Origin of the sequence: Undibacterium sp. GrIS 1.8, from assembly GCF_040544445.1 — a bacterium.
In the GTDB taxonomy this organism is placed as follows: Bacteria; Pseudomonadota; Gammaproteobacteria; order Burkholderiales; family Burkholderiaceae_D; genus Undibacterium.
The window spans coordinates 15,208-39,081 of the sequence record NZ_JBEONQ010000012.1; the positions used below are offsets into that span (position 1 = coordinate 15,208).

At 46.1% G+C, this 23,874-nt stretch carries 22 protein-coding genes; 14 read left to right on the top strand and 8 right to left on the bottom strand.

Annotated elements, in window-relative coordinates:
• The first annotated feature begins 43 nt into the window (after positions 1 to 43).
• From rpsA to cysM, 8 genes are all read left to right on the top strand, one after another.
• Positions 44 to 1,765: a 30S ribosomal protein S1 gene (gene rpsA, locus AAKU64_RS07490; protein ID WP_322119719.1), complete on the top strand. Its 1,722-nt coding sequence runs from the start codon at positions 44 to 46 to the stop codon at positions 1,763 to 1,765.
• A gap of 26 nt (positions 1,766 to 1,791) precedes the next feature.
• Positions 1,792 to 2,097 carry an integration host factor subunit beta gene (locus tag AAKU64_RS07495; RefSeq protein WP_322119718.1) on the top strand — a complete coding sequence of 102 codons (306 nt, stop codon included), beginning with the start codon at positions 1,792 to 1,794 and terminating at the stop codon, positions 2,095 to 2,097.
• 249 nt (positions 2,098 to 2,346) lie between these two features.
• Positions 2,347 to 2,661, top strand: coding sequence for a LapA family protein (locus AAKU64_RS07500; protein ID WP_322119717.1), 315 nt, complete (start codon positions 2,347 to 2,349; stop codon positions 2,659 to 2,661).
• 24 nt (positions 2,662 to 2,685) lie between these two features.
• Complete coding sequence (gene lapB / locus AAKU64_RS07505) at positions 2,686 to 3,861, top strand: lipopolysaccharide assembly protein LapB (protein ID WP_354331715.1); 1,176 nt, start codon at positions 2,686 to 2,688, stop codon at positions 3,859 to 3,861.
• Between the two features lie 57 nt (positions 3,862 to 3,918).
• On the top strand, positions 3,919 to 5,292 hold the full coding sequence (locus AAKU64_RS07510) for a UDP-glucose dehydrogenase family protein (protein ID WP_354331713.1): 1,374 nt from the start codon (positions 3,919 to 3,921) through the stop codon (positions 5,290 to 5,292).
• Between the two features lie 5 nt (positions 5,293 to 5,297).
• Positions 5,298 to 6,218: a D-glycero-beta-D-manno-heptose-7-phosphate kinase gene (rfaE1, locus tag AAKU64_RS07515; protein WP_354331711.1), complete on the top strand. Its 921-nt coding sequence runs from the start codon at positions 5,298 to 5,300 to the stop codon at positions 6,216 to 6,218.
• Between the two features lie 141 nt (positions 6,219 to 6,359).
• A complete protein-coding gene (locus AAKU64_RS07520) occupies positions 6,360 to 6,761 on the top strand; it encodes a ComEA family DNA-binding protein (RefSeq protein ID WP_354331709.1) in 402 nt (133 codons plus the stop codon).
• Positions 6,762 to 6,956: 195 nt separating this feature from the next.
• On the top strand, positions 6,957 to 7,859 hold the full coding sequence (gene cysM / locus AAKU64_RS07525; RefSeq protein ID WP_354361955.1) for a cysteine synthase CysM: 903 nt from the start codon (positions 6,957 to 6,959) through the stop codon (positions 7,857 to 7,859).
• A 107-nt stretch (positions 7,860 to 7,966) separates the two neighbouring features.
• On the opposite strand, the gene AAKU64_RS07530 is transcribed toward cysM, so the two are convergent.
• The 5 genes from AAKU64_RS07530 to AAKU64_RS07550 all read right to left on the bottom strand — a co-directional run bounded on the left by AAKU64_RS07530 (position 7,967) and on the right by AAKU64_RS07550 (position 13,818).
• On the bottom strand, positions 7,967 to 8,275 hold the full coding sequence (locus AAKU64_RS07530; protein ID WP_322119711.1) for a hypothetical protein: 309 nt from the start codon (positions 8,273 to 8,275) through the stop codon (positions 7,967 to 7,969).
• Between the two features lie 267 nt (positions 8,276 to 8,542).
• Positions 8,543 to 9,655, bottom strand: coding sequence for a lytic murein transglycosylase B (mltB, locus tag AAKU64_RS07535; RefSeq protein ID WP_354331705.1), 1,113 nt, complete (start codon positions 9,653 to 9,655; stop codon positions 8,543 to 8,545).
• Positions 9,656 to 9,689: 34 nt separating this feature from the next.
• Complete coding sequence (locus AAKU64_RS07540) at positions 9,690 to 11,774, bottom strand: transglutaminase TgpA family protein (RefSeq protein ID WP_354361956.1); 2,085 nt, start codon at positions 11,772 to 11,774, stop codon at positions 9,690 to 9,692.
• A gap of 27 nt (positions 11,775 to 11,801) precedes the next feature.
• Entirely contained in the window at positions 11,802 to 12,779 is a 978-nt protein-coding gene (locus AAKU64_RS07545; protein ID WP_354361957.1) for a DUF58 domain-containing protein, read from the bottom strand.
• A 118-nt stretch (positions 12,780 to 12,897) separates the two neighbouring features.
• Positions 12,898 to 13,818 (bottom strand): AAA family ATPase, encoded by a 921-nt coding sequence (locus AAKU64_RS07550; RefSeq protein ID WP_354331699.1) that lies wholly within the window; start codon positions 13,816 to 13,818, stop codon positions 12,898 to 12,900.
• 381 nt (positions 13,819 to 14,199) lie between these two features.
• Between AAKU64_RS07550 and AAKU64_RS07555 the strand changes: the two genes are divergently transcribed.
• The 3 genes from AAKU64_RS07555 (at position 14,200) to AAKU64_RS07565 (ending at position 17,033) form a co-directional block, all read left to right on the top strand.
• Positions 14,200 to 15,138, top strand: a complete 939-nt coding sequence (locus tag AAKU64_RS07555) for a histone deacetylase family protein (protein WP_322119706.1) — start codon at positions 14,200 to 14,202, stop codon at positions 15,136 to 15,138.
• A gap of 387 nt (positions 15,139 to 15,525) precedes the next feature.
• Positions 15,526 to 16,470 (top strand): ribosome biogenesis GTPase YlqF, encoded by a 945-nt coding sequence (ylqF, locus tag AAKU64_RS07560; protein WP_354331697.1) that lies wholly within the window; start codon positions 15,526 to 15,528, stop codon positions 16,468 to 16,470.
• Positions 16,471 to 16,508: 38 nt separating this feature from the next.
• Positions 16,509 to 17,033: a hypothetical protein gene (locus AAKU64_RS07565; protein ID WP_354331695.1), complete on the top strand. Its 525-nt coding sequence runs from the start codon at positions 16,509 to 16,511 to the stop codon at positions 17,031 to 17,033.
• 46 nt (positions 17,034 to 17,079) lie between these two features.
• Here AAKU64_RS07565 and AAKU64_RS07570 read toward each other — a convergent pair whose 3' ends face one another.
• Together AAKU64_RS07570 and AAKU64_RS07575 are read right to left on the bottom strand one after the other, a co-directional pair.
• Positions 17,080 to 17,775 (bottom strand): GntR family transcriptional regulator, encoded by a 696-nt coding sequence (locus tag AAKU64_RS07570; protein ID WP_354331693.1) that lies wholly within the window; start codon positions 17,773 to 17,775, stop codon positions 17,080 to 17,082.
• Between the two features lie 184 nt (positions 17,776 to 17,959).
• A complete protein-coding gene (locus AAKU64_RS07575; RefSeq protein WP_354331691.1) occupies positions 17,960 to 18,871 on the bottom strand; it encodes a dihydrodipicolinate synthase family protein in 912 nt (303 codons plus the stop codon).
• Between the two features lie 277 nt (positions 18,872 to 19,148).
• Between AAKU64_RS07575 and AAKU64_RS07580 the strand changes: the two genes are divergently transcribed.
• Positions 19,149 to 19,934 (top strand): helix-turn-helix domain-containing protein, encoded by a 786-nt coding sequence (locus tag AAKU64_RS07580; protein ID WP_354331689.1) that lies wholly within the window; start codon positions 19,149 to 19,151, stop codon positions 19,932 to 19,934.
• An 81-nt stretch (positions 19,935 to 20,015) separates the two neighbouring features.
• Here AAKU64_RS07580 and AAKU64_RS07585 read toward each other — a convergent pair whose 3' ends face one another.
• Positions 20,016 to 21,008 (bottom strand): proline racemase family protein, encoded by a 993-nt coding sequence (locus AAKU64_RS07585; protein ID WP_354331688.1) that lies wholly within the window; start codon positions 21,006 to 21,008, stop codon positions 20,016 to 20,018.
• 459 nt (positions 21,009 to 21,467) lie between these two features.
• Between AAKU64_RS07585 and AAKU64_RS07590 the strand changes: the two genes are divergently transcribed.
• Both AAKU64_RS07590 and AAKU64_RS07595 read left to right on the top strand, forming a co-directional pair.
• On the top strand, positions 21,468 to 23,384 hold the full coding sequence (locus tag AAKU64_RS07590; RefSeq protein ID WP_354331687.1) for a TonB family protein: 1,917 nt from the start codon (positions 21,468 to 21,470) through the stop codon (positions 23,382 to 23,384).
• An 80-nt stretch (positions 23,385 to 23,464) separates the two neighbouring features.
• Positions 23,465 to 23,869 (top strand): hypothetical protein, encoded by a 405-nt coding sequence (locus AAKU64_RS07595; protein ID WP_354331685.1) that lies wholly within the window; start codon positions 23,465 to 23,467, stop codon positions 23,867 to 23,869.
• Positions 23,870 to 23,874 lie beyond the last annotated feature (5 nt).

The following is a 23,874-nucleotide window of genomic DNA, read 5'->3' on the forward strand; positions in this document are numbered from 1 at the left end:
GTACACAGCGCTTTTGCCGTGTTCTGGATAACTCGAGTACCCTATGTCTACTGTTTTTATGTCCCAAGATTTTGCTACCGGTGCAGATAGCTTCGCAGCTTTATTCGAAGAATCCCTGTCACGTCAGGATATGCGTTCCGGTGAAGTAATCTCTGCTGAAGTCGTTCGTATCGACCACAATTTCGTGATCGTGAACGCTGGCCTCAAATCTGAAGCCTTTATCCCTGTTGAAGAATTCAAAAACGACCAAGGTGAGCTGGAAGTTAACATCGGCGATTTCGTTTCCGTAGCGATTGATTCGCTGGAAAACGGTTTCGGCGACACAATTTTGTCACGCGACAAAGCAAAACGTCTGGCCTCATGGCTCGCGCTGGAAAAAGCGCTGGAGTCTGGCGAGATTGTTACTGGTACCGTCAATGGTAAAGTTAAAGGTGGTTTGACTGTTCTCACGAACGGCATCCGCGCTTTCTTGCCAGGTTCTTTGGTTGATACACGCCCAGTTAAGGATACAACTCCTTACGAAGGCAAGACCATGGAATTCAAGGTTATCAAGCTGGATCGTAAGCGTAACAACGTCGTTCTGTCCCGCCGCGCTGTAGTTGAAGCGTCTATGGGCGAAGAGCGTCAAAAACTGATGGAAACCCTGAAAGAAGGCACAGTTGTTACTGGTATCGTTAAAAATATCACTGACTACGGCGCGTTCGTGGATCTGGGCGGTATTGACGGCCTGTTGCACATTACTGATCTGGCATGGCGTCGTGTACGTCACCCTTCAGAGGTGTTGACAGTTGGTCAAGAAATCACTGCAAAAATCCTGAAATTTGACCAAGAGAAAAATCGCGTTTCTCTGGGCGTAAAACAATTGGGCGATGATCCATGGACTGGTCTGTCACGTCGTTACCCACAACACACACGTCTGTTCGGTAAAGTAACCAATCTGACTGACTACGGCGCGTTTGTTGAAGTCGAGCAAGGTATTGAAGGTTTGGTTCACGTTTCCGAAATGGATTGGACTAACAAAAACGTAGCACCAAATAAAGTTGTTCAATTGGGCGACGAAGTTGAAGTCATGGTTCTGGAAATCGACGAAGATCGTCGTCGTATCAGCCTCGGTATGAAACAGTGCAAAGCCAATCCTTGGGATGATTTTGCGATCAACCATAAGAAAGGTGACAAAGTTCGCGGCGCGATCAAGTCCATCACTGATTTCGGCGTGTTCATTGGTTTGTCCGGCAATATCGACGGTTTGGTGCATTTGTCTGATTTGTCCTGGAACGAAACTGGCGAAGAAGCAGTTCGCGGCTTCAAAAAAGGTGACGAACTGGAAGCAATCGTTCTGGCAATCGATGTTGAGCGTGAGCGCGTTTCTTTGGGTGTTAAACAACTCGAAGGCGACCCATTCAATAACTACTGCGCAATGAACGACAAAGGTGCAGTCGTTGTTGGTACAGTTAAATCTGTTGAAGCTAAGGGCGCAGTGATCCAATTGGCTGATGATGTTGAAGGCTACTTGCGTGCCTCCGAAATCTCCCGTGACCGCGTGGAAGATGCCGGTACACACCTGAAAGTTGGCGATAGCGTTGAAGCCTTGGTATTGAACATTGATCGCAAAGCACGTGGCATTCAATTGTCTATCAAAGCAAAAGATAGCGTTGAAACACAAGAAGCAATGCAAAAAATGTCTTCTGACTCGAACTCCAATGCAGCTTCTGGCACTACAAGCTTAGGCGCGTTGTTGAAAGCTAAGTTCGATAATAAGAACTAAGCATCAACTTAGATACTGAGTTTTAGATGACAAAGTCTGAGTTGATTGCTCGCTTGGCAGAGCGATATCCACAGCTGGTTGCAAAAGATGTGGATGTCGCTGTCAAAACCATTCTGGATGCAATGTCCGATGTGCTGGCTAATGGTCAGCGCATCGAAATCCGTGGTTTTGGCAGCTTTGCCTTGAACAGTCGGCCTCCCCGCATTGGACGTAATCCTAAGTCTGGTGACAAAGTGATGGTTCCCGAAAAACGGGTTCCACACTTTAAACCAGGTAAAGAATTGCGTGAAAGAGTGGACGCCATGGTAGGGCAACCGATACAAGACGATTAAGAGAAGGTCGTCACTTCGGTGGCCTGCGTCTTAAAAAGTATGCAAAAAAATGAAAGCGGTATATCGGTCTGACCGATGTGCCGTTTTTTTTCACGTACAATTTCAAGCATGCGTTTGTTGAATCATAATTTGCATATTCATTTTTGATTGAATAGATAGATTCTGCTGTGATACAGCAAATTACTTGTAAACAACCGAGTTTGTGTTACGGTGTCAAAAACTCTATAAGAGCCCAGATAGGATACTGTTATGAAAATTATTTCCAGAATTATTACCCTCATTTTATTCATCGCTTTTTTTGGTTTTGCGATCAAAAATGATCAGATCGTTACCTTGCAATATTTCTTTGGTTACCAACAATCGGCACCTTTAGTGATCTTGTTGTTGGTCTTCTTCCTCTCTGGCGGAGTGCTAGGCATTTTGGCGATGGTACCCATGGTTTACCGTCATAAGCGCGATATCTCAAAACATAAAAAAACAATCGCAGAAATAGAAAGTGAAAGATTGGCCGCCCAACGCGCCAGTACCGAGGCACCTCAACCGGATAGTGTTCGTAATATTTAACACCACTAAAGCGATAATAAAAATATGGAATTTGATATCTGGTGGTTGCTTGGCATTCCCCTATTTTTTTCACTTGGCTGGATTGCTGCCCGGGTCGATATCCGTCAGCTTCTCTCCGAATCCCGTAGTTTGCCTCGAGGTTATTTTAGAGGTCTAAATTTTCTATTAAACGATCAACACGATAAAGCAATCGATGCTTTTATCGAGATTGTTAAACTTGATCCTGAGACGGTAGAGTTGCACTTTGCGCTAGGTAATTTATTCCGCCGTCGTGGCGAAACAGAACGCGCTATTCGTGTCCACCAAAACTTGTTATCCCGTCCTGATTTACCACTTGATCAGCAAACACAGGCAATGTTTGAGCTAGGTCAGGATTACCTCAAAGCTGGTTTATTAGATCGAGCTGAAGAAACTTTTAATCAGCTAGTTGCTGGTCAATATGCAATACAAGCCAGGCGCGCTTTGCTGGAAATTTATCAGCGTGAAAAAGAATGGGCAAGGGCGATTGAGGCAGCTTATGCATTACAAGAATCTGGTGCTGGCGGTCGACAAAAAGAAATCGCTCAATTCTATTGTGAGATTGCGCAGGACGAATTGGTACATACGCATCCTGATGCAGCATTAGCGATGTTAGATAAAGCCTTAGCAGCAGATCGTCATAACGTGCGTGCCGCAATTCTGATGGGGGATGTACATCTTACTAACGGTGATATAGAAAAGGCCTTGTTAGCCTGGCGCAGGGTAGAGCAGCAAAGTGTTCCTCATGTTGCCTTGGTAGCGCAAAGATTGATGGATGGATATCGCAAGCTTGAGAGACCTCAGGAGGGTTTGAATTTACTCAGAGGCTATCTTGCCGAAGCATCTTCAATCGATCTGTTGGAGGTCGTATTTAAGGCGACTCTGGAGTTGGATACAGTTAGCGCAGCAAATCAGTTAGTGAGTGACGAGTTACGTAGAACGCCGACCTTGTTAGGCTTGGATAAACTGCTTGATGCCCGTTTGATGTCAGCACCTCCCGAGATAATGCCTGAGCTATCGATGGTGAAAAATTTGGTACATGGATATGCACAAAAATTAGCACGCTACCAGTGTTCCCATTGTGGTTTTAAAGCGCGTCAATTTTATTGGCAATGTCCGGGATGTAGTCGCTGGGAAACGTATCCGCCACGTCGTACAGAAGAATTAAACGTAATGAATTAATTTTTTATTTTTGTAAAAATAAAAATGTAAAAACTTAAATAGGATTGTGATCACAACATGAAAATTACAATTATTGGTACGGGTTACGTTGGCTTAGTGACTGGTGCCTGTTTGGCAGAACTCGGTAACGATGTATTTTGCCTTGACGTTGATCAGCGCAAAATCGATATTTTAAATAATGGTGGGATTCCTATTCATGAGCCAGGCCTGGAAGAATTAGTGGCGCGTAACCGTGCTGCTGGCCGTATCCAGTTTTCTACGGATATCGAGGCTAGTGTCAGCCATGGTGACGTACAGTTTATTGCAGTCGGTACTCCACCGGATGAAGACGGTTCTGCCGACTTGCAATATGTCTTGGCCGCTGCGCGCAATATCGGCAAATATATGACTGGCTTTAAAGTCATAGTCGATAAATCTACTGTGCCAGTTGGTACGGCTGATAAGGTTTCGAGCGCTGTAAAAACGGAGTTAATTGCACGTAATTCAGATGGTCAATTCTCCGTTGTATCCAATCCAGAATTTTTGAAAGAGGGGGCAGCAGTCGAAGATTTTATGCGCCCTGATCGGATTGTGATTGGTTGCGACGATACGCCACAGGGTAATCAGGCACGCTCACAGATGAAGAAGCTGTATATGCCTTTTAACCGCAATCATGAGCGCACTTATTGGATGGATGTACGTTCTGCTGAATTTACGAAATACGCTGCTAACGCTATGTTGGCGACGCGTATCTCGTTTATGAATGAATTAGCCAATCTAGCAGATCATGTTGGTGCTGATATTGAGGCCGTGCGGCACGGGATTGGCTCTGATCCGCGTATTGGGCATAGTTTCTTATACGCTGGTTGTGGCTATGGTGGCTCTTGCTTTCCTAAAGACGTACAAGCCCTTGAACGTACGGCGCAAGACTATGGTTTAGATTTATTAGTTTTACAAGCCGTTGAAGCTGTAAATGAGCAGCAAAAATTGGTACTTGGTAAGAAAATCGTCAAGCGATTTGGTGATGACCTCAGCGGTAAGCATTTTGCGATTTGGGGTCTGGCATTTAAACCGAATACTGATGATATGCGCGCTGCTTCTTCTCGTGTTTTGTTGGCGGAATTATTGCGTAAAGGCGCCACTGTTGCGGTTTATGATCCCGTTTCTATGCCTGAAGCCAAGCGGGTTTTTGCACTGGATTTTGCTGATACTCCAGAATTATTAGAGAAAATTCGCTTTGCCAGTAATCCTATGGATGCCTTGGTAAAAGCAGATGCATTAGCGATTGTGACCGAGTGGAAAGCATTTCGTAGTCCAGATTTTGACCAAGTTAAATCGCTTCTGACGCAGCCTGTTATTTTTGATGGACGTAATTTATTTGAGCCTGCTGTGATGACCGAAATCGGTATCGAATACCATGGCATCGGTCGCTCAGTGTTGACGCGCGGATGATCAGTATGCTGGAATCTAAGCGTATTTTGGTCGCTGGCGACGTCATGTTGGATCGCTATTGGTTTGGTGACGTTAACCGGATTTCTCCTGAGGCACCTGTACCTATTGTTCGTGTTGAAAGACGCGAGGAACGTCTTGGTGGTGCCGCTAATGTGGCGCGCAACACGGTAGCGTTGGGTTTGCAGGCGGGTTTGTTAGGTGTGATTGGTGAGGACGAGGCGGGTCATATCGTTGAGGGCTTATTGACTCAGTCTGGCATTACTAGTTATTTAAGCCGTGATACAAGCATTTCTACCATCATTAAGTTACGCGTCATCGGCCGCCAGCAACAACTACTGCGAATTGACTTTGAAGAAAAACCTACTGAGCATGTACTCAAAGATAAACTATCCCGTTTTAACGCTCTGATTGCCGATTACGATTTAATTGTCTTGTCCGATTATGCCAAAGGTAGTCTGGTCAATGTGGCGGAGATGATTTCTGCTGCCCGTCTTGCTGGTAAGCCAGTATTGGTAGATCCGAAAGGAAGTGATTTTCTACGCTACACTGGCGCCACAATGTTGACACCTAATAAGTCTGAATTGCGCCAAGTCATTGGTGAGTGGGCAAATGAGGCAGAGCTGACAGAGAAAGTCCAGGCACTACGTCAAAAATTAGATTTACAGGCATTGCTGCTCACTCGCTCTGAAGAGGGAATGAGTTTATACACAGCAACAGAGGTAACGCATGTACCCGCTATGGCGCGTGAAGTGTATGACGTTTCTGGTGCTGGAGACACCGTGATTGCAACTATGGCAGCAAGTATCGCGTCTGGTATGAGCTTACAAGATGCCGTAATGCTTGCCAATCGTGCTGGCGGTATTGTGGTAGGTAAGCTAGGTACTGCTACGGTTTCTAAAGAAGAGTTATTTGCTTCTGTCAATTAATGTTAATTTAATGTTAATATTGTTTTGACTGTCAACCTGTATGGCCGCAAGTCGTTAATTGATACAGAACGAGACACATCGTTCTATCTGGTCTGGCAGTTAAATAGACGTAGTTAATTTACTTAATTCGGGAGTATTCATATGTTCAAGAAATTATTATTAGCAGTCGCAGCAATGGTCGTCTCTATGGGATTTGCCTTTGCTGATGTTGATGTAAATAAAGGTGATCAAGCTGCTTTGGATGGTATCAAAGGTATTGGTCCTGCCAAATCTAAAGCGATTATTGACGAACGTACTAAAGGTGGCAATTTCAAAGATTGGACTGATTTTGAAACTCGCGTCAAAGGTGTTGGTGCAAAAAGTGCAGTCAAATTGTCTGAGGCCGGTTTGACCGTCAACGGTCAGGCTAAGACTGGTGCGCCAGCAAAGCCTGCAGTAGAAAAAGTCGCTAAACCGATGAAAGCGGATAAAGCAGCGAGTGCATCTGCGGCTGCGTCGGTTGCGGTACCTGCTGCGTCTGCTAAGGCATCCGCATCAAAGTAAATTTAGTTTTATGCTTCCGTTTTATGTTTTCGGTATGTTAGTGCATTAAAGGTTTAAAAAAACAAAAACATCTCTTGCTCGCAGGAGATGTTTTTTTATTGCCGCAAATTCTACTGACAACAATACCGTGTGGTGAGCAGCAAGCTGCTACAGCGTTTAGAATGACGTTTTACATTAAATTGCTAACTAACGACTATGCCTTATCTGACGATTGAAGACACCATAGGAAATACCCCGCTTGTTATGTTGCAACGTATTCCCAGTGCGGAAATTAAACGACGTAATAATATTATTTTAGGTAAGTTAGAAGGCAATAATCCAGCAGGATCCGTTAAAGATAGGCCTGCGCTGTCTATGATTAAGCGCGCGGAAGAGCGCGGTCGAATTAAACCCGGTGATACCTTGATTGAAGCCACTAGCGGCAACACTGGCATTGCGTTAGCCATGGCTGCTGCCATGCGCGGATACAAAATGGTACTGTTGATGCCGGAGAATTTGAGTATAGAACGTCGTCAAAGCATGGCGGCATACGGTGCGCAGATTATATTGACCCCTAAAACAGGTGGTATGGAATACGCCAGAGACCTTGCAGAGCAAATGCAAAAAGAAGGTAAGGGCATGATTCTGGATCAATTTGCTAACCCTGATAATCCTTTGGCTCATTACGAAACTACAGGGCCAGAAATTTGGCGTGATACTGAAGGTCGGGTAACCCATTTCGTCAGTGCTATGGGAACTACCGGCACCATAATGGGCGTATCTGCCTATCTGAAAGAGCAAAATCAAGCCATACGCATTATCGGCGCACAGCCAGAGGAGGGATCTTTGATTCCAGGAATTCGGAAATGGCCAGAAGCTTATTTGCCTAAAATTTATGACAAGGCCAGAGTTGATCAAGAGGAGTCAGTGAGTCAGTCTGATGCTGAGCACATGGCTCGTCGTATGGCTGCAGAAGAAGGAATATTTTGTGGGATTTCAGCAGCTGGTGCTTGTGAAGTCGCTTTGCGTATAGCGCATACAGTTGAGAACGCAACCATAGTATTTATCGTTTGTGATCGCGGTGATCGTTATTTGTCTACTGGGGTTTTCCCAGCTTAAATTACAGCAGTTTGTCGATATGACAGACGAAAAAATACCGTAGATGTACTTGGGTACATCTACGGTATTCTCATATTGGCTAACGACACTTATGATGTCGTACCAAATTAACTATTATCCGCAGCGTCTTTTGGTTTGAATTGCTTGTCGCTGATACGGAATTTTGCGCGGCGATCACCCATCAACTCGCGTAAATCTTTGATGCTGACATCGCTAATTTCATGCATACGAATTAACAGTGATGCACCTACAGGCAAACGACGGTGACGGATTTTACTAATAACTGGTGGTGCTACTTCTAACGCTCTGGACAAAGCTGCGTCGTTTTTCAAGTGCAATTGTTTAATCAACGTATCCAGAAGATTATTCGGATCGTAGTCAATCTCATCGGATTCAAGCTGTGTCAGATTTGCCATAATTACCTCGCTATTTAGCTTATTTAAAGCAAAAAAAGTTGCCTCAATAAAAAATTAATCAAACGATAATATTGTATCTTTAAAATGCTTTTTCTTGCTAGAAAAATAGCAAAACATTGTTAAATCTCTTGACACATTGTCTTTTTACACATAAATGTATCATTCGATAATGTTACTGTAGTTTAAAACATACTATTTAGCAATATTAATCGGCGAAAATCTTATCGAGCTATAAAAAATTCTGAAAAGCAAGATTTTCCTTCTTGTTTATTTATTTCGTGCTGCTGCAATCACTTTCCCTAAATCGATCACAGACATCGCGTAAAAATAGCTCCGATTGTATTGCGTAATGGCAAAAAAATTATCCGTCGCTAACCAATATTCGGTCGGTTCATTTCCATTTTGCAAATTGACTAATCCATATAGCAAAGATTCGGGTGGATCTTGACTTGCCGTCGTTGCTACCGTCTTCAGTTCATCTAGCTTGTAACTCGCTCTTAATCCTTGCCCTAAAAAGCTGTCTAATAAACTGCTTTGCTCTTCTCCGATGGCTAAGCTCGCAGGGAATACGGTAGGAACATTTTTTTTCCAGCCATGCAGCGATAAGTAATTGGCGACGCTGCCAATCGCATCTGTTGGCGAACCTGACAGATCGATTTTTCCATCACCATCGAAATCAACAGCAAATTTACGGATACTGCTCGGCATAAATTGTGACCAGCCAATTGCGCCAGCATAAGATCCTTTAAAACTGAAAGGGTCAACCTGTGACTCACGGGAGAGTAATAGCATATTCTCCAATTCTGACCGGAAGAACTCCATACGCGCAGTACGTGTTGGTGTATCAGGATAGGCAAAAGCCAGTGTAGTTAGTGCATCCATGACGCGGAAGTTGCCAGTATTCCGGCCAAATACCGTTTCTACGCCAATCAAGCCTACGATGATATCTGGAGGTACGCCGTATTGAATCTCGGCACGATTCAGAGCATCAGCATATTTGTCCCAGAATGCGATGCCAGCATCAATCCGATACGCATCCACAAAACGTGCGCGGTAAGCTTTCCAGTTTTTTGGTCGCCCGCTTGGTGCAGGCTTCATTAACTGTATAGCTGATTCTATGTAGCGAGTTTTATCAAAGTTATTGACCAGCTCTGCTTTATCAAAACCATGTTTAACAACCATCTGGTCGATAAACTCGCCTACCTCTTTCCATTGAGCAAAATGCACAAATTCAGCACTATTAGCTGATTGCTCTTGCTCCTTAGATATTTTTTTGCTTGCCGCGTCAGCGTTGGGTGCAACAGAAAATAGGATGGTGATACTTGCGGCTAAGAAAAGTTGATTTGGAAATTTGCTCAGTTTAGTGCGTAAATTAGTCATAGAAATATAGTTGAAAACATTCAGATTCGTTCGGTCAGCGACATTGCGCTAAGAGTGTTTTAAGTTGAGGTAGTACGTCAGACATTGGCTGCCTCGTGTTGCCATATTTGGTTGCCGCGTATAGGGCTAAGAAGCCTTGCACGGGTGCATATTGCGTTTCCGGTAGTGTGCTTTTCAGGCGACTCGCATACGCAATCGGCCCCTCGTGCAACAAACGCGGATGTTTTTTATCTGCCAGCTTTTTACATAGATACAAGTATAGTTTATCAAGAGGCGCGATTTTAGGCCGATGGTATAAAAGTGGTAGTGCAATTAGTCCAATAAGCACAGTCCCAATTGCGAAAAAAATCAGCATCAACTTAGGCCAATCTAATTCTGCTAAACCTAGTGTACGTAAAAAATCGACTTGTTTTGCCGGATTGTAATTTAGCACCCATTGGTTCCAAGAATTGTTGACAGCATCTAATTGCATACGTAAACGCGACAGCAAAGATTTGCTATTGGCACCAAGATTCATTAAACCACTTAGTCCTCTTAATCCGTTCAGTCCGCGACTATTCACATTTAAGCTGATACGTTCTGGTGCGACTGCTGCGGTGGGGTCAACTCTGACCCAGCCTTGGTCTTGCAACCAAACTTCTGCCCATGCATGCGCATCAGATTGACGCACTTCCATAAAGCCATCTACCAAATTCATCTCGCCACCTTGGTAGCCAGTGACGACACGCGCTGGTATGTCAACAGCGCGCATCAACACTACAAATGCGCTGGCATAGTGCTCACAAAATCCTGCGCGGGAATTGAATAAAAAATCATCCACACTATTTCTTCCCAAGATGGGCGGTTCCAAAGTGTAGCTAAATTTTTCATTTCTAAAAAAATTTAACACGGCTTGAATTAGACGGCGATCATCCGGCGTGCGCTGCCGTAAATCCGCGGCAAACTCCAGAGTGCGAGGATTAAACCCTGGCGGTAACTCGACTTCTGATTGTAAATCCCGGGCACTAAGCTCTGGTTGCCATTTATATTGGGTTTGCGACGTTACCTCATACCGTAAGCGATTATTAATTGCTTGCGGTGCGTTCAATTCGCTTTGAGCATTCAGCGAGCTACCTACTTCATTTAGTGAGGCCGGTGCTGTGGGAAGATCTAGTCCAAACAGCCAACGCTGTCCTTGTGATTCCAGAATAATTTGTTGTCGTATTTTTGGTCCGCTAAAGTTGACTGCATTATCTCTGCGCCGAAATTTTTGTAAATCGTCATGAGTCCAACTTCTGCCATCGAAGTGACTCAAAACGATACCGCGCCAATATAAGATAGGCTTATCTGGTCCTGTATTATCTGGGAAGTCAGGGAATTTAACTCGGAACGCAATATCCTCAGATAGCGCTAACTTACTGATATTGCCAGGCGTCATCGAGTCCGATAATCCACTGCGACCGGTATTGGCATCACTAGGTAAGCTCCATAGCGGACCCTGTAATCGGGGGAATAAATAAAACGCAACAATGGTCAGGGGAATCGCCAGAGCCAGTATCAATAATCCTAATTTAATACGTTGCATCAAAGGCGGTACAACACCCGTGTAGTTGAAGGACAATTGCGCCGTCAGCAGTGCAACAACGGCACACAAAGCAAAAGCGGCACTTCCTATGGTTTGAGTATCTAAAAACTGTGTCAGCAGCAGGAAAAAGCTCAGATACAGCACCACAAATAAATCACGTTTGGCACGCATCTCTAATAGCTTGCAAGCCAGTAGCATCATCAGCATTGTGACGCCGGCATCACGTCCAAAGAAGGTATGGAAATGTAAGAATACGCCGCCCATCATCAAGCTGGCAATAGGTACCAATACCCAAGAAGGTGGCATGCGTCTGCCAGTCAAAGTGAGCCAGCCACGCCAGGCCAATAAGCACAGGCAGCTAACAGAAACCCACCATTCCGCTTGACTGGTATGGGGTAATAAAACCAACAAGCAGGCAAACATCAGCAATAAGGTATCGGCCTTATCACGGGCCAGCGGGAGTTTTCTCCAGCTTTTATGTAATGTAGAAATAGCCTTCGCCCCAGATTTGATTTGGGAGTCTGGTAAGTCAGGTAATGTGGCTGATATCGTCATCGCCTTGATCTCATGTTAAGCCACATACTAAGCTTCATATAGTGCTAAAGAGCGTAAGCAATCTAGCCGGTGTGCCTGTCCCGTGGCGGGGGCATAATGATTGTTACCAAGTCGAAAACCATACGGTTGTGCGTTGGCATCTGCTTCTAATACCCAACTGGTCATGCGTGCTAATTTCAGTTCCACATCCATGTTCTTTGGCAAACTAGCAAAATCAAGCATGATGTCGCTGGCAGAGCCGCCAGAAAATTGTTTTGTCACAAGCTGACCACCAGCGGCCACATCAACTTTGGCAATATGCTTCCAAGCCAGATGCTTAAGCGCGTCACCTGTTTGATATGCTCTGACGCCAGAAAAATCTTCACTGCCTGCATGGCCTTGCCCATCATTTTTTTCTGAGCCTTGATATGGCAGGGGTGGCGCATTTAGTTCTGGTCGCGGATACACCAGTGCTTGTACGTCGGGTAACCAGGTACTCCAGGCGCGCAGCAAACCAAGAGGAAACCAGGTCTGTAACCTGACTCTGGGAATGGGCAAATAACCGCGCGTTTCGCTAGAGCAGCTCAGCTGGATACTAGTGCGGCTAAATGCCGCGATATCGACCGCATGTTGTGCTGCATCTTTGCTGGAAAAACTTAACCAGATGGCATAGCGCGCATATTTGCGGCGATTGATTAAGTGCAGCGTAAATTGCGCATCTTCACCGGCAAATACGGGTTGTGCTGTGCCAGCGAGCAAATGCAAATGCGCCAGATTTCGGAAGCCTAAAAACACGCTCACCCAGGCACAGGACATCAGCACAAATGTCAGCGCCAGACCCAGGCTTAAATTGTAGTTGGTGGCAGCAATAAACAAAGTGATCAGCAGTAGCAAAAACATCCAGCCAGGCTTGCTTGGCAACGTGAATACTCTACGCTGGTTAAGAAATACCTCACCAGTTTCAGGCTTGTTTTCTAAAAACACCATTTTCCGAAAACGAGTTTGTAGGTTCGTGAATAAGTTCATTATTACTGATTAAAAAAGTTAACTAAGCAGGACTTATGCACAATTGTCCCAGCAAGGCGCTGCAACGCAGTTGGCGTGGGTTTGCGTGAGTCCTACTAAACTAATTATTAGTTGGCATCTATACCGCAACCCGCAACATCATTTGCTGTAGCAATTCACTGCTGGCATTGGTTTTGCCGCTGACCGATTTTAAAGGCCGCAAACGATGTGCGATGACGGGTATCAGTATTGCTTGCACATCCTCTGGCAGGACATGATCGCGTCCCTCTAATGCCGCCCATGCACGTGCTGCTTGCAGCAATGCGATAGAGGCTCGCGGGCTCATGCCATCAGCAAAAACATCACCCTGGCGAGTGGCATGTGCCAGTGCTTGTACATAATCGATTAAAGACGGTGAGGTATGAATATGTTTCAGTAATTTTTGCGCCTCAACTAATTCATTAGCTTGCATTACTGCGGTCAGGCTTTGTAGAAGACTACGGCGATCTTCGCCAAGCAACAGTGCGCGCTCTGCCGCTGCGTCGGGATAGCCTAGAGAAAGACACATCAGAAAGCGATCAAGCTGCGATTCTGGCAAAGCAAATGTGCCGACTTGGTGGGTAGGATTTTGTGTCGCAATGACAAAAAAGGGATGAGGCAGCGCACGGGTTTTGCCCTCCACACTGACCTGACGTTCTTCCATCGCCTCTAGCAAAGCAGATTGAGTTTTCGGTGTAGCACGATTGATTTCATCTGCCAGCAAGACCTGCGTAAATACGGGGCCAGGATGAAAAATAAACTGATTTTTTTCACGTTCAAAAATAGAAATTCCAACCACATCTGCTGGCAGCAAATCGCTGGTAAATTGCAGGCGATTAAATTGTAAGCCAAGTGAAATCGCCAGGGCATGCGCTAAGGTTGTTTTGCCGACGCCTGGCACATCCTCAATCAGTAAATGACCGCCCGCCAGCAGACACACCAAGGCCTGACGAATTTGTGTGTCTTTGCCGATAATGACTTGATTAACTTGTTTTGCAACGGCATGAACTTTTGAAAACATAGTGAGCACTAAGCCTTATTAAATGAATTTGCGTCAGTCTTATTAGTAGGACTTACGCAAAACCGCCCCAGCTGCGTTGCAGCTCCTAGCCTAAAGTACTGTCGTCGTCGCTACGCCTTGCTGGGACAATTTTGCGTAAGTCCTAATTAGGTGAGTTTTACTATACTAACCCGAGTGTAAACTGATTTAAAGCAATCACCATACAAGATCTACAGGATGTCGCATCATGAACCGTTTTAAAATGAGCGATGCTTAGCCTGGAACCGGAAATTGGTAAGCGGTGGCAATAAGCCGGCAATAAGCCCGTTTGCAAAATGCCGCAAATAGGTTGACACTAACGCCAAGAGACATATCAATCTACGAAGATCAAAAGAGCAAATAATGACGACCGCGTTTTATACCCACGCCGATTGCAAGCGGCATGAAATGGGATCATGGCATCCAGAATCTCCCGATAGATTACAAGCCATCGAAGATCAATTGATCGCCAGTCGTATTGACAGCTTGTTGGAATATCGTGAAGCGCCAGCGGCAGAAGAGGCTGACTTAGCGCGCGCGCATACCGCCAGTGCCATTTACCGGATTCGAGAAAACTGTCCCACGGCGCACTCAGAACATCAGCACTTTCCGCTAGACGCAGATACTTTACTCAATGCCTTCACCTGGCGTGCCTCGCTGCGTGCCGCAGGTGCTGCGATTGCCGCCACTAACGCGGTGATTGCTGGCGAGCTGGACAATGCATTTTGCTCTGTGCGTCCCCCCGGACATCATGCGACTTCTAGCGAGGCGATGGGTTTTTGTATGTTTAATAATGTCGCTGTGGCTGCTAAATATGCGATGGAGGTGCATGGGCTAGAGCGTATCGCGGTAGTCGATTTTGATGTCCATCATGGCAACGGCACGGAAGAGATTTTTCATAACGATCCCCGGGTGTTGATGGTGAGTTTTTTTCAGCATCCGTTTTATCCCTACTCAGGTACCGAGCATCCGGCGCCCAATATGCATAACATTCCAGTGCCAGCGCATACCTATGGCGATGTTGTACGCCAATTAGTGCTGGAGCAGTGGCTTCCCGCCTTGCATCAACATCGCCCGCAAATGATCTTTATTTCTGCCGGATTTGATGCACATAAAGAAGATGATATGGGTCAGATGGGCTTAGTCGAGGCGGACTACAGTTGGATGACCCGCAAAATTATGGAAGTCGCCAAAGAGCATGCGGGTGGCAAAATCGTTAGCTGCCTTGAAGGTGGCTACAACTTGTCGGCTTTGGGTCGCAGCGTGGTTGCGCATATTAAAGTGCTGGCTGAGCTGGATTGATGTTCAGATTCTTGCGCCAAACGTCTCAAAAACATCAAACCTCAGCATAAAAATGATAGGAATGGAGCGGATGACGAGCATAGCTAGAATTTTTCTAACGCTGAGTTTTTTGCTTTTTTGTATTGATGTTTGCTTTTTTCGTCAAAGCAAAACGCCATTCTTTTGCCTGGCATTAAATTAATACTGCTATATAGTATATTTTATTGTCCATACATTAATTGGCTTTGAGGTGCATTTTATGCCTATACTCCCATTAAAATGCCGATTTTTGATGATCTGAGCAAGTGTCAGACTTCGTTGTTACTTTCCTCGCCAAAAACTAAACAGGAATTCTTGTGCGCAAGTCCGTAAAATAGCGGTTTGAATTTAGCAAATAGAAGAATAAGCATGTCCATACAATGGTTCCCCGGTCACATGAACGCTGCCCGCAAAAAAGCGGCAGAAACCATGGAAAACACCGATCTGGTGATAGAAGTTTTAGATGCCCGCATTCCGCAAGCCAGTTGTAATCCTATGGTCGAACAACTGCGCACATTTCGTCAGCGTCCTTGTTTAAAAATACTCAATAAAAGCGATTTAGCTGATCCGCATGCCACCAAGTTTTGGCTGGATTTTTATAACAGCCAAAAAGGTGTACACGCAGTCGCACTGTGTTGTAAAAAACCGTCCGACGTCGCCAAAATTCCTGGTATTGCGCTCAGCATCGCACCGCATCGCGGCGTACCAACTAAGCCCTTGCGCATGATGATTATGGGGATTCCCAACGTAGGTAAATCTACTTTGATGAACGCTTTGCTTAATCGCCGCGTCGCCAATGTCGGTGATGAACCTGCCGTCACCAAAGTACAGCAGCGTTTGTATCTCGGTAAAAATATGATTTTGGTCGATACTCCCGGCATGCTCTGGCCAAAAATCGCCCATCCGACCGATGGCTTGATGTTAGCCGCCAGTCATGCAGTTGGTGTAAAAGCCTTGATTGAAGAAGAAGTCGCTACTTTTTTAGCCGAACAATTATTACAAAATTATCCTAAGTTTTTGACAGCCCGTTATGGCATCGTCACAGAGGGGATTGATGGCGTGAGTGTGATTGAGGGCGTTGCTAAAAAACGTGCTTACCGCCTCAAAGGTGGTGACTGGGATTTAGAAAAAGCGGCTCACACTTTGCTGCTAGATTATCGCAGTGGTGCTTTAGGACGAGTCAGTCTGGAGACGCCCGACAGCCGCGAACATTTGCTCGCAACCTATGTGCCACCAGTGTTGCTGGGGCAAGGTAAAACGACCGACGTATCACAAGGCGAGCAGGGCGAGTTGGACGAATTGCCGAGGCAGTAAGCCTGATCAACTGCGGCAGATTGAGCAAAGGTAGAACGATGTCGTCTTTTTTCTTGCGCTTGTTACTATGCCTGGGATTGAGTTACGCAGGTTGGATGGCGATGGAGTGGTTTGAGCCGGGTTATGGTCCGATTGGCCTAGCGATTGTCTCTGTCGTGTGGGGAATTTTGTTTGCGCCGTTTGTTATCGCATTAATACCCACGATCTGGTACTGGGCAAGACATTCGGTATTGAATCAATGGCAGGGAAAATACTATTCTTTTGAAAGTCATCACATACGATTCTACGTAGTCGACGACATCATTTGGTTGCCATTAAAAGATCTGCGTATGCTGATTGTTCCAGCCATCGGTGAGCGCGAATTAAGATTACTGGCTGAAGAATGCGCACCAATCCCCGGTCATAGACAAATTGGTGTGACGGAAGCTGGCTTACTGCGCTTACTCGCAACCCGAACCGAGCATCGCCGTGCAGATGCGCAGATGGTGCGCTTTAAATTGTGGCTGATCACCAGTGCCGTCCCCAACATTAAACGCTTGCCGGCATCCAGTGCTAATGCTTAGTAGCATTAGATGGACTTTGTAATCTCCCCTCAATGCCTTGCAGATTCTAGCCATTGATAATCTTACGGGCAAACGATTCCAGATAATCCATTAAGGAGTCGGTTGCTTTTAAGGCTTGCTCTTCATTGCCTTTTGCGATCGCTTTCGCCAGCATCAGATGGCAACGCGCACCTTCTTCTATATCGCCTTCATGCTGAAACGCATACCAAAAGCGACGGCATTTGATCACAAGTGGCACGACCGCCGCTACCGCAGACGGATTGCGACAGGCTTCGTGTATCACGTGATCTAAGGCTTGGTCGGCTGCCATATATGCACCTAGATCAGCGAATTTAGCCGCAACCAACATTTGATCTGCGCATTCCACCATGTCTTTACGGTGTTGCGGTGTGCTGCGACGGGCTGCGCTGGTGGCGATCAGACGTTCTATTACCCGTCTGGTTTCTATCAATGTCATGTGTTCTGCGGCTTCGATGTCGCTGACGATCAAACCGCGTCTTGGTAGTTGCAGAATTAGCCCATTGGATGACATCCGCATCAATGCTTCACGCAAGGGCGTGCGCCCCAAGCCTGTGATGTCAATTAATTCTGATTCTACAATCGGAGAGCCCGGCTTAAGTTGCAGGGTGACGATCATGCTTTCGATTGCGTCATAAGCGATATCCACCGCACGCAACTTGGGCGGTGCGGATTTTTGCGGTAGCGCTGTCGCCATCGCCGATTTGCTTGCTGTAGCTAGCATAGAGTTTTCCGAGTCAATATTTTATTTCTATAATAACGACATTTTTCCGAATTTTACTCAGTTATATTCTATTTTTTCAAAATTATTGCGCGTTATTGAGAGGCGAAAATGGAGCAAACTGAGCTTGTTTGGTTAAAAGTTTGCCCCATAATTAACTTTGAGCACTATTTTTTAGACAGTTCGCCTAAAGGTAGATCGACACATCCGGCCTGGTCGCTAAGGCTTTTTGTACGATAGCCGTCACCCGCTCACGCTCTGCACCAACAAGCGGCTGGCGCGGACGGCGTACGTTTTCATTACCAACACCGACCAGAGTTTCGACCAGCTTCAGGTTTTGTACCAACTTGTTGGATACGTCTAAATGCAGCAGCGGCATAAACCATTGATATAGCTTGAGTGCTTCATCATAACGTTTGGCTTGCATCAAGTTATACAGCGCCACTGTTTCTTTCGGGAACGCGACTACCAAGCCTGCCAGCAAGCCATCTGCACCGACTGCCAAGCCTTCAAATGATAGATCATCTACGCCCATAAATAATTGATAGCGATCGCCCAACACATTGCGCAGATCCGTAATGCGGCGAATATTGTCGGTTGATTCTTTAATCGCCACCAGCCACTCGCAATCAGCCAAATCCAAAAAATCTTCGGGTGTTAAATCAACTTTGTAAGTCACAGGATTGTTATAGACCATGATAGGCAATTGTGCCGCTTTGGCGATGGCACGCAGATTGTCTTTGGCTTCGCGGGCGTCGGCGGCATACAAGACGGATGGCATTACCATAAAACCTTGCACACCCATATCCGCGGCTTGCTGCACAAACCGTAAGGCATTGCTGGTGCGGGTCTCTGACACATTGACCAGCACTGGCAGCCGCTTATCCGCAACTTGCAGGGCAATCTTGGCGACTTCCAGTTTCTCATCAAACGAGAGGGTGCTGGCTTCTCCCAAAGAGCCGCAAGTGACCAAGCCATGGACACCGCTATCGATCTGAAAAGCATAATGCTTTTCCATTTCAGCATAGTCCAAATCCTCGTTATCTTTAAACTTGGTAGTTACTGCCGGAAAAACGCCACGCCATTTATTTGTGCTCATGTTTATATTCCTTCGCTGACTTAGTTAGTAGAACTTGGTTGAACTTGGTTGATTGAGCTTGCTTAGTAAAGCCTGGTTGCTTGAGTTTTGTTGAGCTAAATGAGTTTAGTACATGTTAATATTATTTAAAAATATTCTTAATATATTTAAAAAAAGATAAAAATTTTGTAAAAGTTAGTAATTATTTATTTAGTTGCAGTTGTTCCATGTAAAATGAATAATATTATTTAGTCTTTCATTAATATTACCATTGGTATTTATCATGATCATCGATCCTATGCCTATCATCTCCACTGAAGAAGCGCAGAAAAACCGTCACCAAATGGCAGGTCAGATCAGTGATGTTTTCTTCACTGAAGCGTTATTTGATGCGATGCCAGATGTGGTTTTTTTCGTTAAAGACCTGGCTGGTCGTTATATTGTGGTAAATCAGACACTCGCCACACGTGCTGGTTATAAAGATAAAGCGGCCTTAATTGGTCATACCGCCACCGAAGTTTTTTCTGCCTCTTTAGCCGTTAATTATGATGAACAAGATCAAATGGTACTTAGCGATAATCAAGCTTTAAATGATCAATTAGAACTTCACCTGTACCCCAACCTTGACCCTGGCTGGTGTCTCACCCAAAAAATCCCACTGCGCGATGCTAATAATAATGTGATCGGTCTTACCGGTATTTCTCGTGATTTAGCGATGCCGGATCAACGCCATCCTATTTATCACCAGATCGCCGCTGCTGTCCGGCATCTGCATAGCCATTATTTTCAGACAGTACAAATGGCAGATTTGGCGCAACTAACTGGTTTGTCGATTACCCAGATTGAGCGTTATTTCCAAAAGATTTTCTCACTGACGCCACGTCAGATGATGATCAAAATTCGTTTAGATGCTGCATCCCAGATGCTGGCTGATCCTAGCAAGAGCATCACTGACATTGCAGCAGATTGCGGCTACCAAGATCACAGCGCTTTTTCTCGTATTTTTAAAGCCACTGTCGGCATGACCCCAAGTGAATACCGCGAGGTTTTGCAACGTCAAACTATTCGCCAAGCCAGAGCCTGACCCAAATACTCCCTTCGTCCGGCGGTTTCAACGACGAAGTGCTATTCGTCGTATCCCATAGCAAATTCATCATCGCACTCCTTAGCGCATCCCCCAAACAAAGGGATCGCGCTCATCCAGTAATAAAGTCGCCTCAGCATTCACAAAAGCTTTACCGCGAATGCTAGGTAAGATTTTTTCTATATTATTTGAGTCTGCCCTTTTCCCTGCATCTGTCTCTGCTGTGTTCTGACTAGCTTTCATCGTTTGATAAGACGCTTCAAACACACTGCCTATAATGCTCTCCTGTCGCCATATTGCACTCTCTACCAACTTGCCATCTGCCGCCAGGCAAGCCAGTTTGGCGCTGGTGCCGGTGCCACAAGGCGAACGGTCGTATGCTTTGCCTGGACATAAAACAAAGTTTTTGCTGTGATTATTGGCTGAATCTGGGGTGCCAAATAATTCGATATGGTCAATCAACGCGCCATGCTCACCGGTAATCTCATTTGCCTCCAAGGCTTGCCTTACCCGCCAGCAAAAATCGGTAAGCGCATCGATATTTTTTGCTTGTAACTCCTGCCCATGATCAGCGATCAGGAAAAACCAATTACCACCCCATGCCACGTCGCCCCTTACAAGACCGTGGCCAGCGACTTCAATCATGACTTCTTTGCGGTAACGCCATGCCGCGACGTTATGCACAGTCACGCTATCGTCAGCATGTAGCTCAACTTGCACAACGCCAACAGGCGTGTCAATTTGATGTTGCCCAACGCTGATCTTGCCTTGGTACGCCAGACTCGCCACAAAGCCAATCATGCCGTGACCACACATGCCAAGATAACCCACGTTATTAAAAAAAATCACGCCAGCAGTACACTCGGGGTTGTCGGGGACGCAGGCCAAAGCGCCAACCATCACATCAGAGCCTCGTGGTTCGCAAGTGGTCGCAGTGCGGTAATGATCAAATTCAGTTTTAAAGCGAGTGACGCGCTCAGCCAAAGTGCCTGTACCCAGATCAGGTCCACCAGCGACGATTAACCGGGTTGGCTCGCCACCGGTATGTGAATCAATAATGGATATTTTTTTCATGTGCACAGAATACTCAGATGTTGGCGCATTGTCTTGACGGATTGCCTCTTGCTTATTGTTGAAATCTGCATAGTCGGCGTTATTTCGGTTTTGGTGTAGTTTAAAAAATCATGATGGTCGTGACAATACTGAACGATATACAGCTTGGTTTGATCCATGTTGAATATCTCCAATTGAATATACTCCCCACTGATTTTTATAAAAATGCTCTATTGTCCATTAAATATATGGGCAAATAAAATATACTTATATGGAGTATATTTTTAATGGTTCGGTACGGATTGCCGATTGATCAAAATAAACCTCAGCCTTGATGCGATTACTCATGCGGATTTGCAATTATTTTCGGGCATTTCTGACTAAGCGCATAAAAGTAGCCGGATAAAGATGGGATAGGATGCAGCAAAATTGCCATGCGATAATGCGAACTGCTTATTTGAAACCACCGCCCAAAACCGCATGAATTTAGTCACTCGACAGCGCGAAACCCCCAAGCCTGATCCCATCAAAAAACGGTTGATTGCTGGCGTGATGATTTCGCTATTGATTCATGCATTGATATTGTGTGTACAGTTTGGCGTGCCCGGTCTGGGTTTGCCAGGAGCAGCAGCGCCGGAGCAAAATAATCTCGCCCCCGCAGCTGAATCAGAATTGACGATCCAGATTGCAAATCCAGAACTTAATACCAGCGCCGCAATCCCGCCGTTGCAGGTGCCACAGCCACCTGTGTCAACACCGCCGGTAGCCTTGGCAGCAGAGACTGGCATACGTTTGATAGCGCCTGCGGTTGCAACGCCAGCAGCACCAGTGCCCACATCATCCAAGCCAGCGGTAGCCAAGGCCAAAGCAAAAAATGGCCCTAAAAAAATCGTAGCACGCGCAATTCCGGTGACGCCTAAAGCTGAGCAGGAACAATCGCCAGAAGATCCGGTACGTGTTATTGCCCAAAATGAGATGCGGGATGACAGCTTTGTCGTGCCGTTCCCCAGCCCAGAAGACCCGGAGCACAAGCCCGATCCAGAGTCCCGGCAAAAAATTACTAAACCTGTCGCTCCCATTGCACCTGATCCTATGCTGGATGTCGCCAGTGTGGCTAGTGTCGCCGAGCAGCCAGACCCAGCGATACAACAAGCCGCAGAGCGGGCAGAGGCGGCCGAGTTAGCAAAGTTGGCAGAAGAGACCAAGCGGGCGCAGCTAGCCAAGCAAGAAATCCGGCAACAAAAACAATTGAAAGAAGAGCAGGCGCGCTTGCAATCGGAAGCACAGCTTGCAGTCCAGACTCCGCAAAATGTGGCGATCCAAAAACTACAAGTAGACAACCGCAAACAAGCGGAAGTCAGCAAGGCGGCAGAGATAGCATCCAAGTTAGAAGAGCAAAAATTAGCCGAGCTCAAGCAAGCCGAACTAAAGAAAATTGAACAAAAAAATATAGAACAGCAGCAAGCCGCCCAGCAATTAGCACAGCAAGTAGCACAGCAAATAAGCCAGGACGAAGCCAAACGCACCCAACAAGAGCTAGCACGTCTGGAGCAAGTGCGCCAACGAGAACAAGCGATTCAGCAAGAGCGTCAGCAAAAGCAAGCAGCAGAATTACAAGCCCAACAGCAGGTCATTGTGCAAGCCAACAAGCAAGCCGCCGAGCAAACGGCTAGGCAAGAAGCACAGCGCATTGCACAGCAAACCGCACAGCGAGAACAAGAAAGCAAGCAAGCTCAAACCGCTCAGGCCAGCACAAAATTTGAGCCGCGTACCTTGCCTGCGATCGGTAATAACAATAATCACGGCGATAGCATTGCCAGCCGTGCAGATAGTGGCGACCGTAGTGGTGATAAATCAGGCGAAGGCAACGGCATCAAAGACGGCGACCGTAATGGTAACGGCAGTGAAAAAGGTTTCGTCCTGCCTAAAAATTTATTCAGCAGCGATCTCGCCAACAAAGCGCTGGAGCAATCACGCGGCTTAGGTCTGTTACGTGGCCGGCCACCAGTCCCCATCTTTGGCGATGACGACAAATCACGTCGCCGCGCAGTCGGTAGTGAATACAGCAAAGATGTTCCATTACGCATGTATGTAGAAAGCTGGCGTCAAAAAATCGAGCGCAATGGCAGCCTTAATTATTCACAAATTTCTAAAGACAAAGCCCGTGGTTATCCCGTCGTATCGGTCATCATCCGCAGCGACGGCAGCGTAGAAGACATCGTCCTCATCAGTTCTAGTGGTCGTGCAGATCTGGACGAAGCGGTACGCCGCATCGTCAAAGTCAACGCCCGCTACGCATCCTTCCCCGCCAACGTGGCAGAAAAATATGACACCATCGAAATACGCCGGGTCTGGAATTTTGAGGAGGCGTTAAGGATTACTGAGGAATTGCGGTAGATTTGTTGGCGATGTTTAGATTGGATGTTACGAGTGATTGTTTTAAATGAAATTACATTAAATCCCTAAAGGGACGAATGATGCATCGCTTAATCAGTTCGCTTTGCTTTGCCGCAGTTATCGGTGTGACGGTGGCGACCTCTAGTGCATGTGGTATCGGTTTGTTCGAAGGAACCAGCACATGGTGTGGCTTACCGCTTTACTGGATTTTTGGATTTCCTGTCGCGATTATATGTGCTGTTATTTTTGGTTTTCCTGCTCAATTACTATTTCGCCGTTTGGGCTTGCGCCGTTGGTGGCAGTTTGAGTTGGGAGGTCTATTGTTTGCGATGCTTTTCTGGTACTTGAGCGCAAATCCATTTACATCCGCGCGCTGGATTCAATCGAGATTTTTCGATTCCCTAAATTACCTTGGGTCTGGTGCAGCGGCAGGTTTCGCTTTCTGGTGGCTTTCTATTCGACGGGAACGGCAGAACGCTCTTTAAATAGA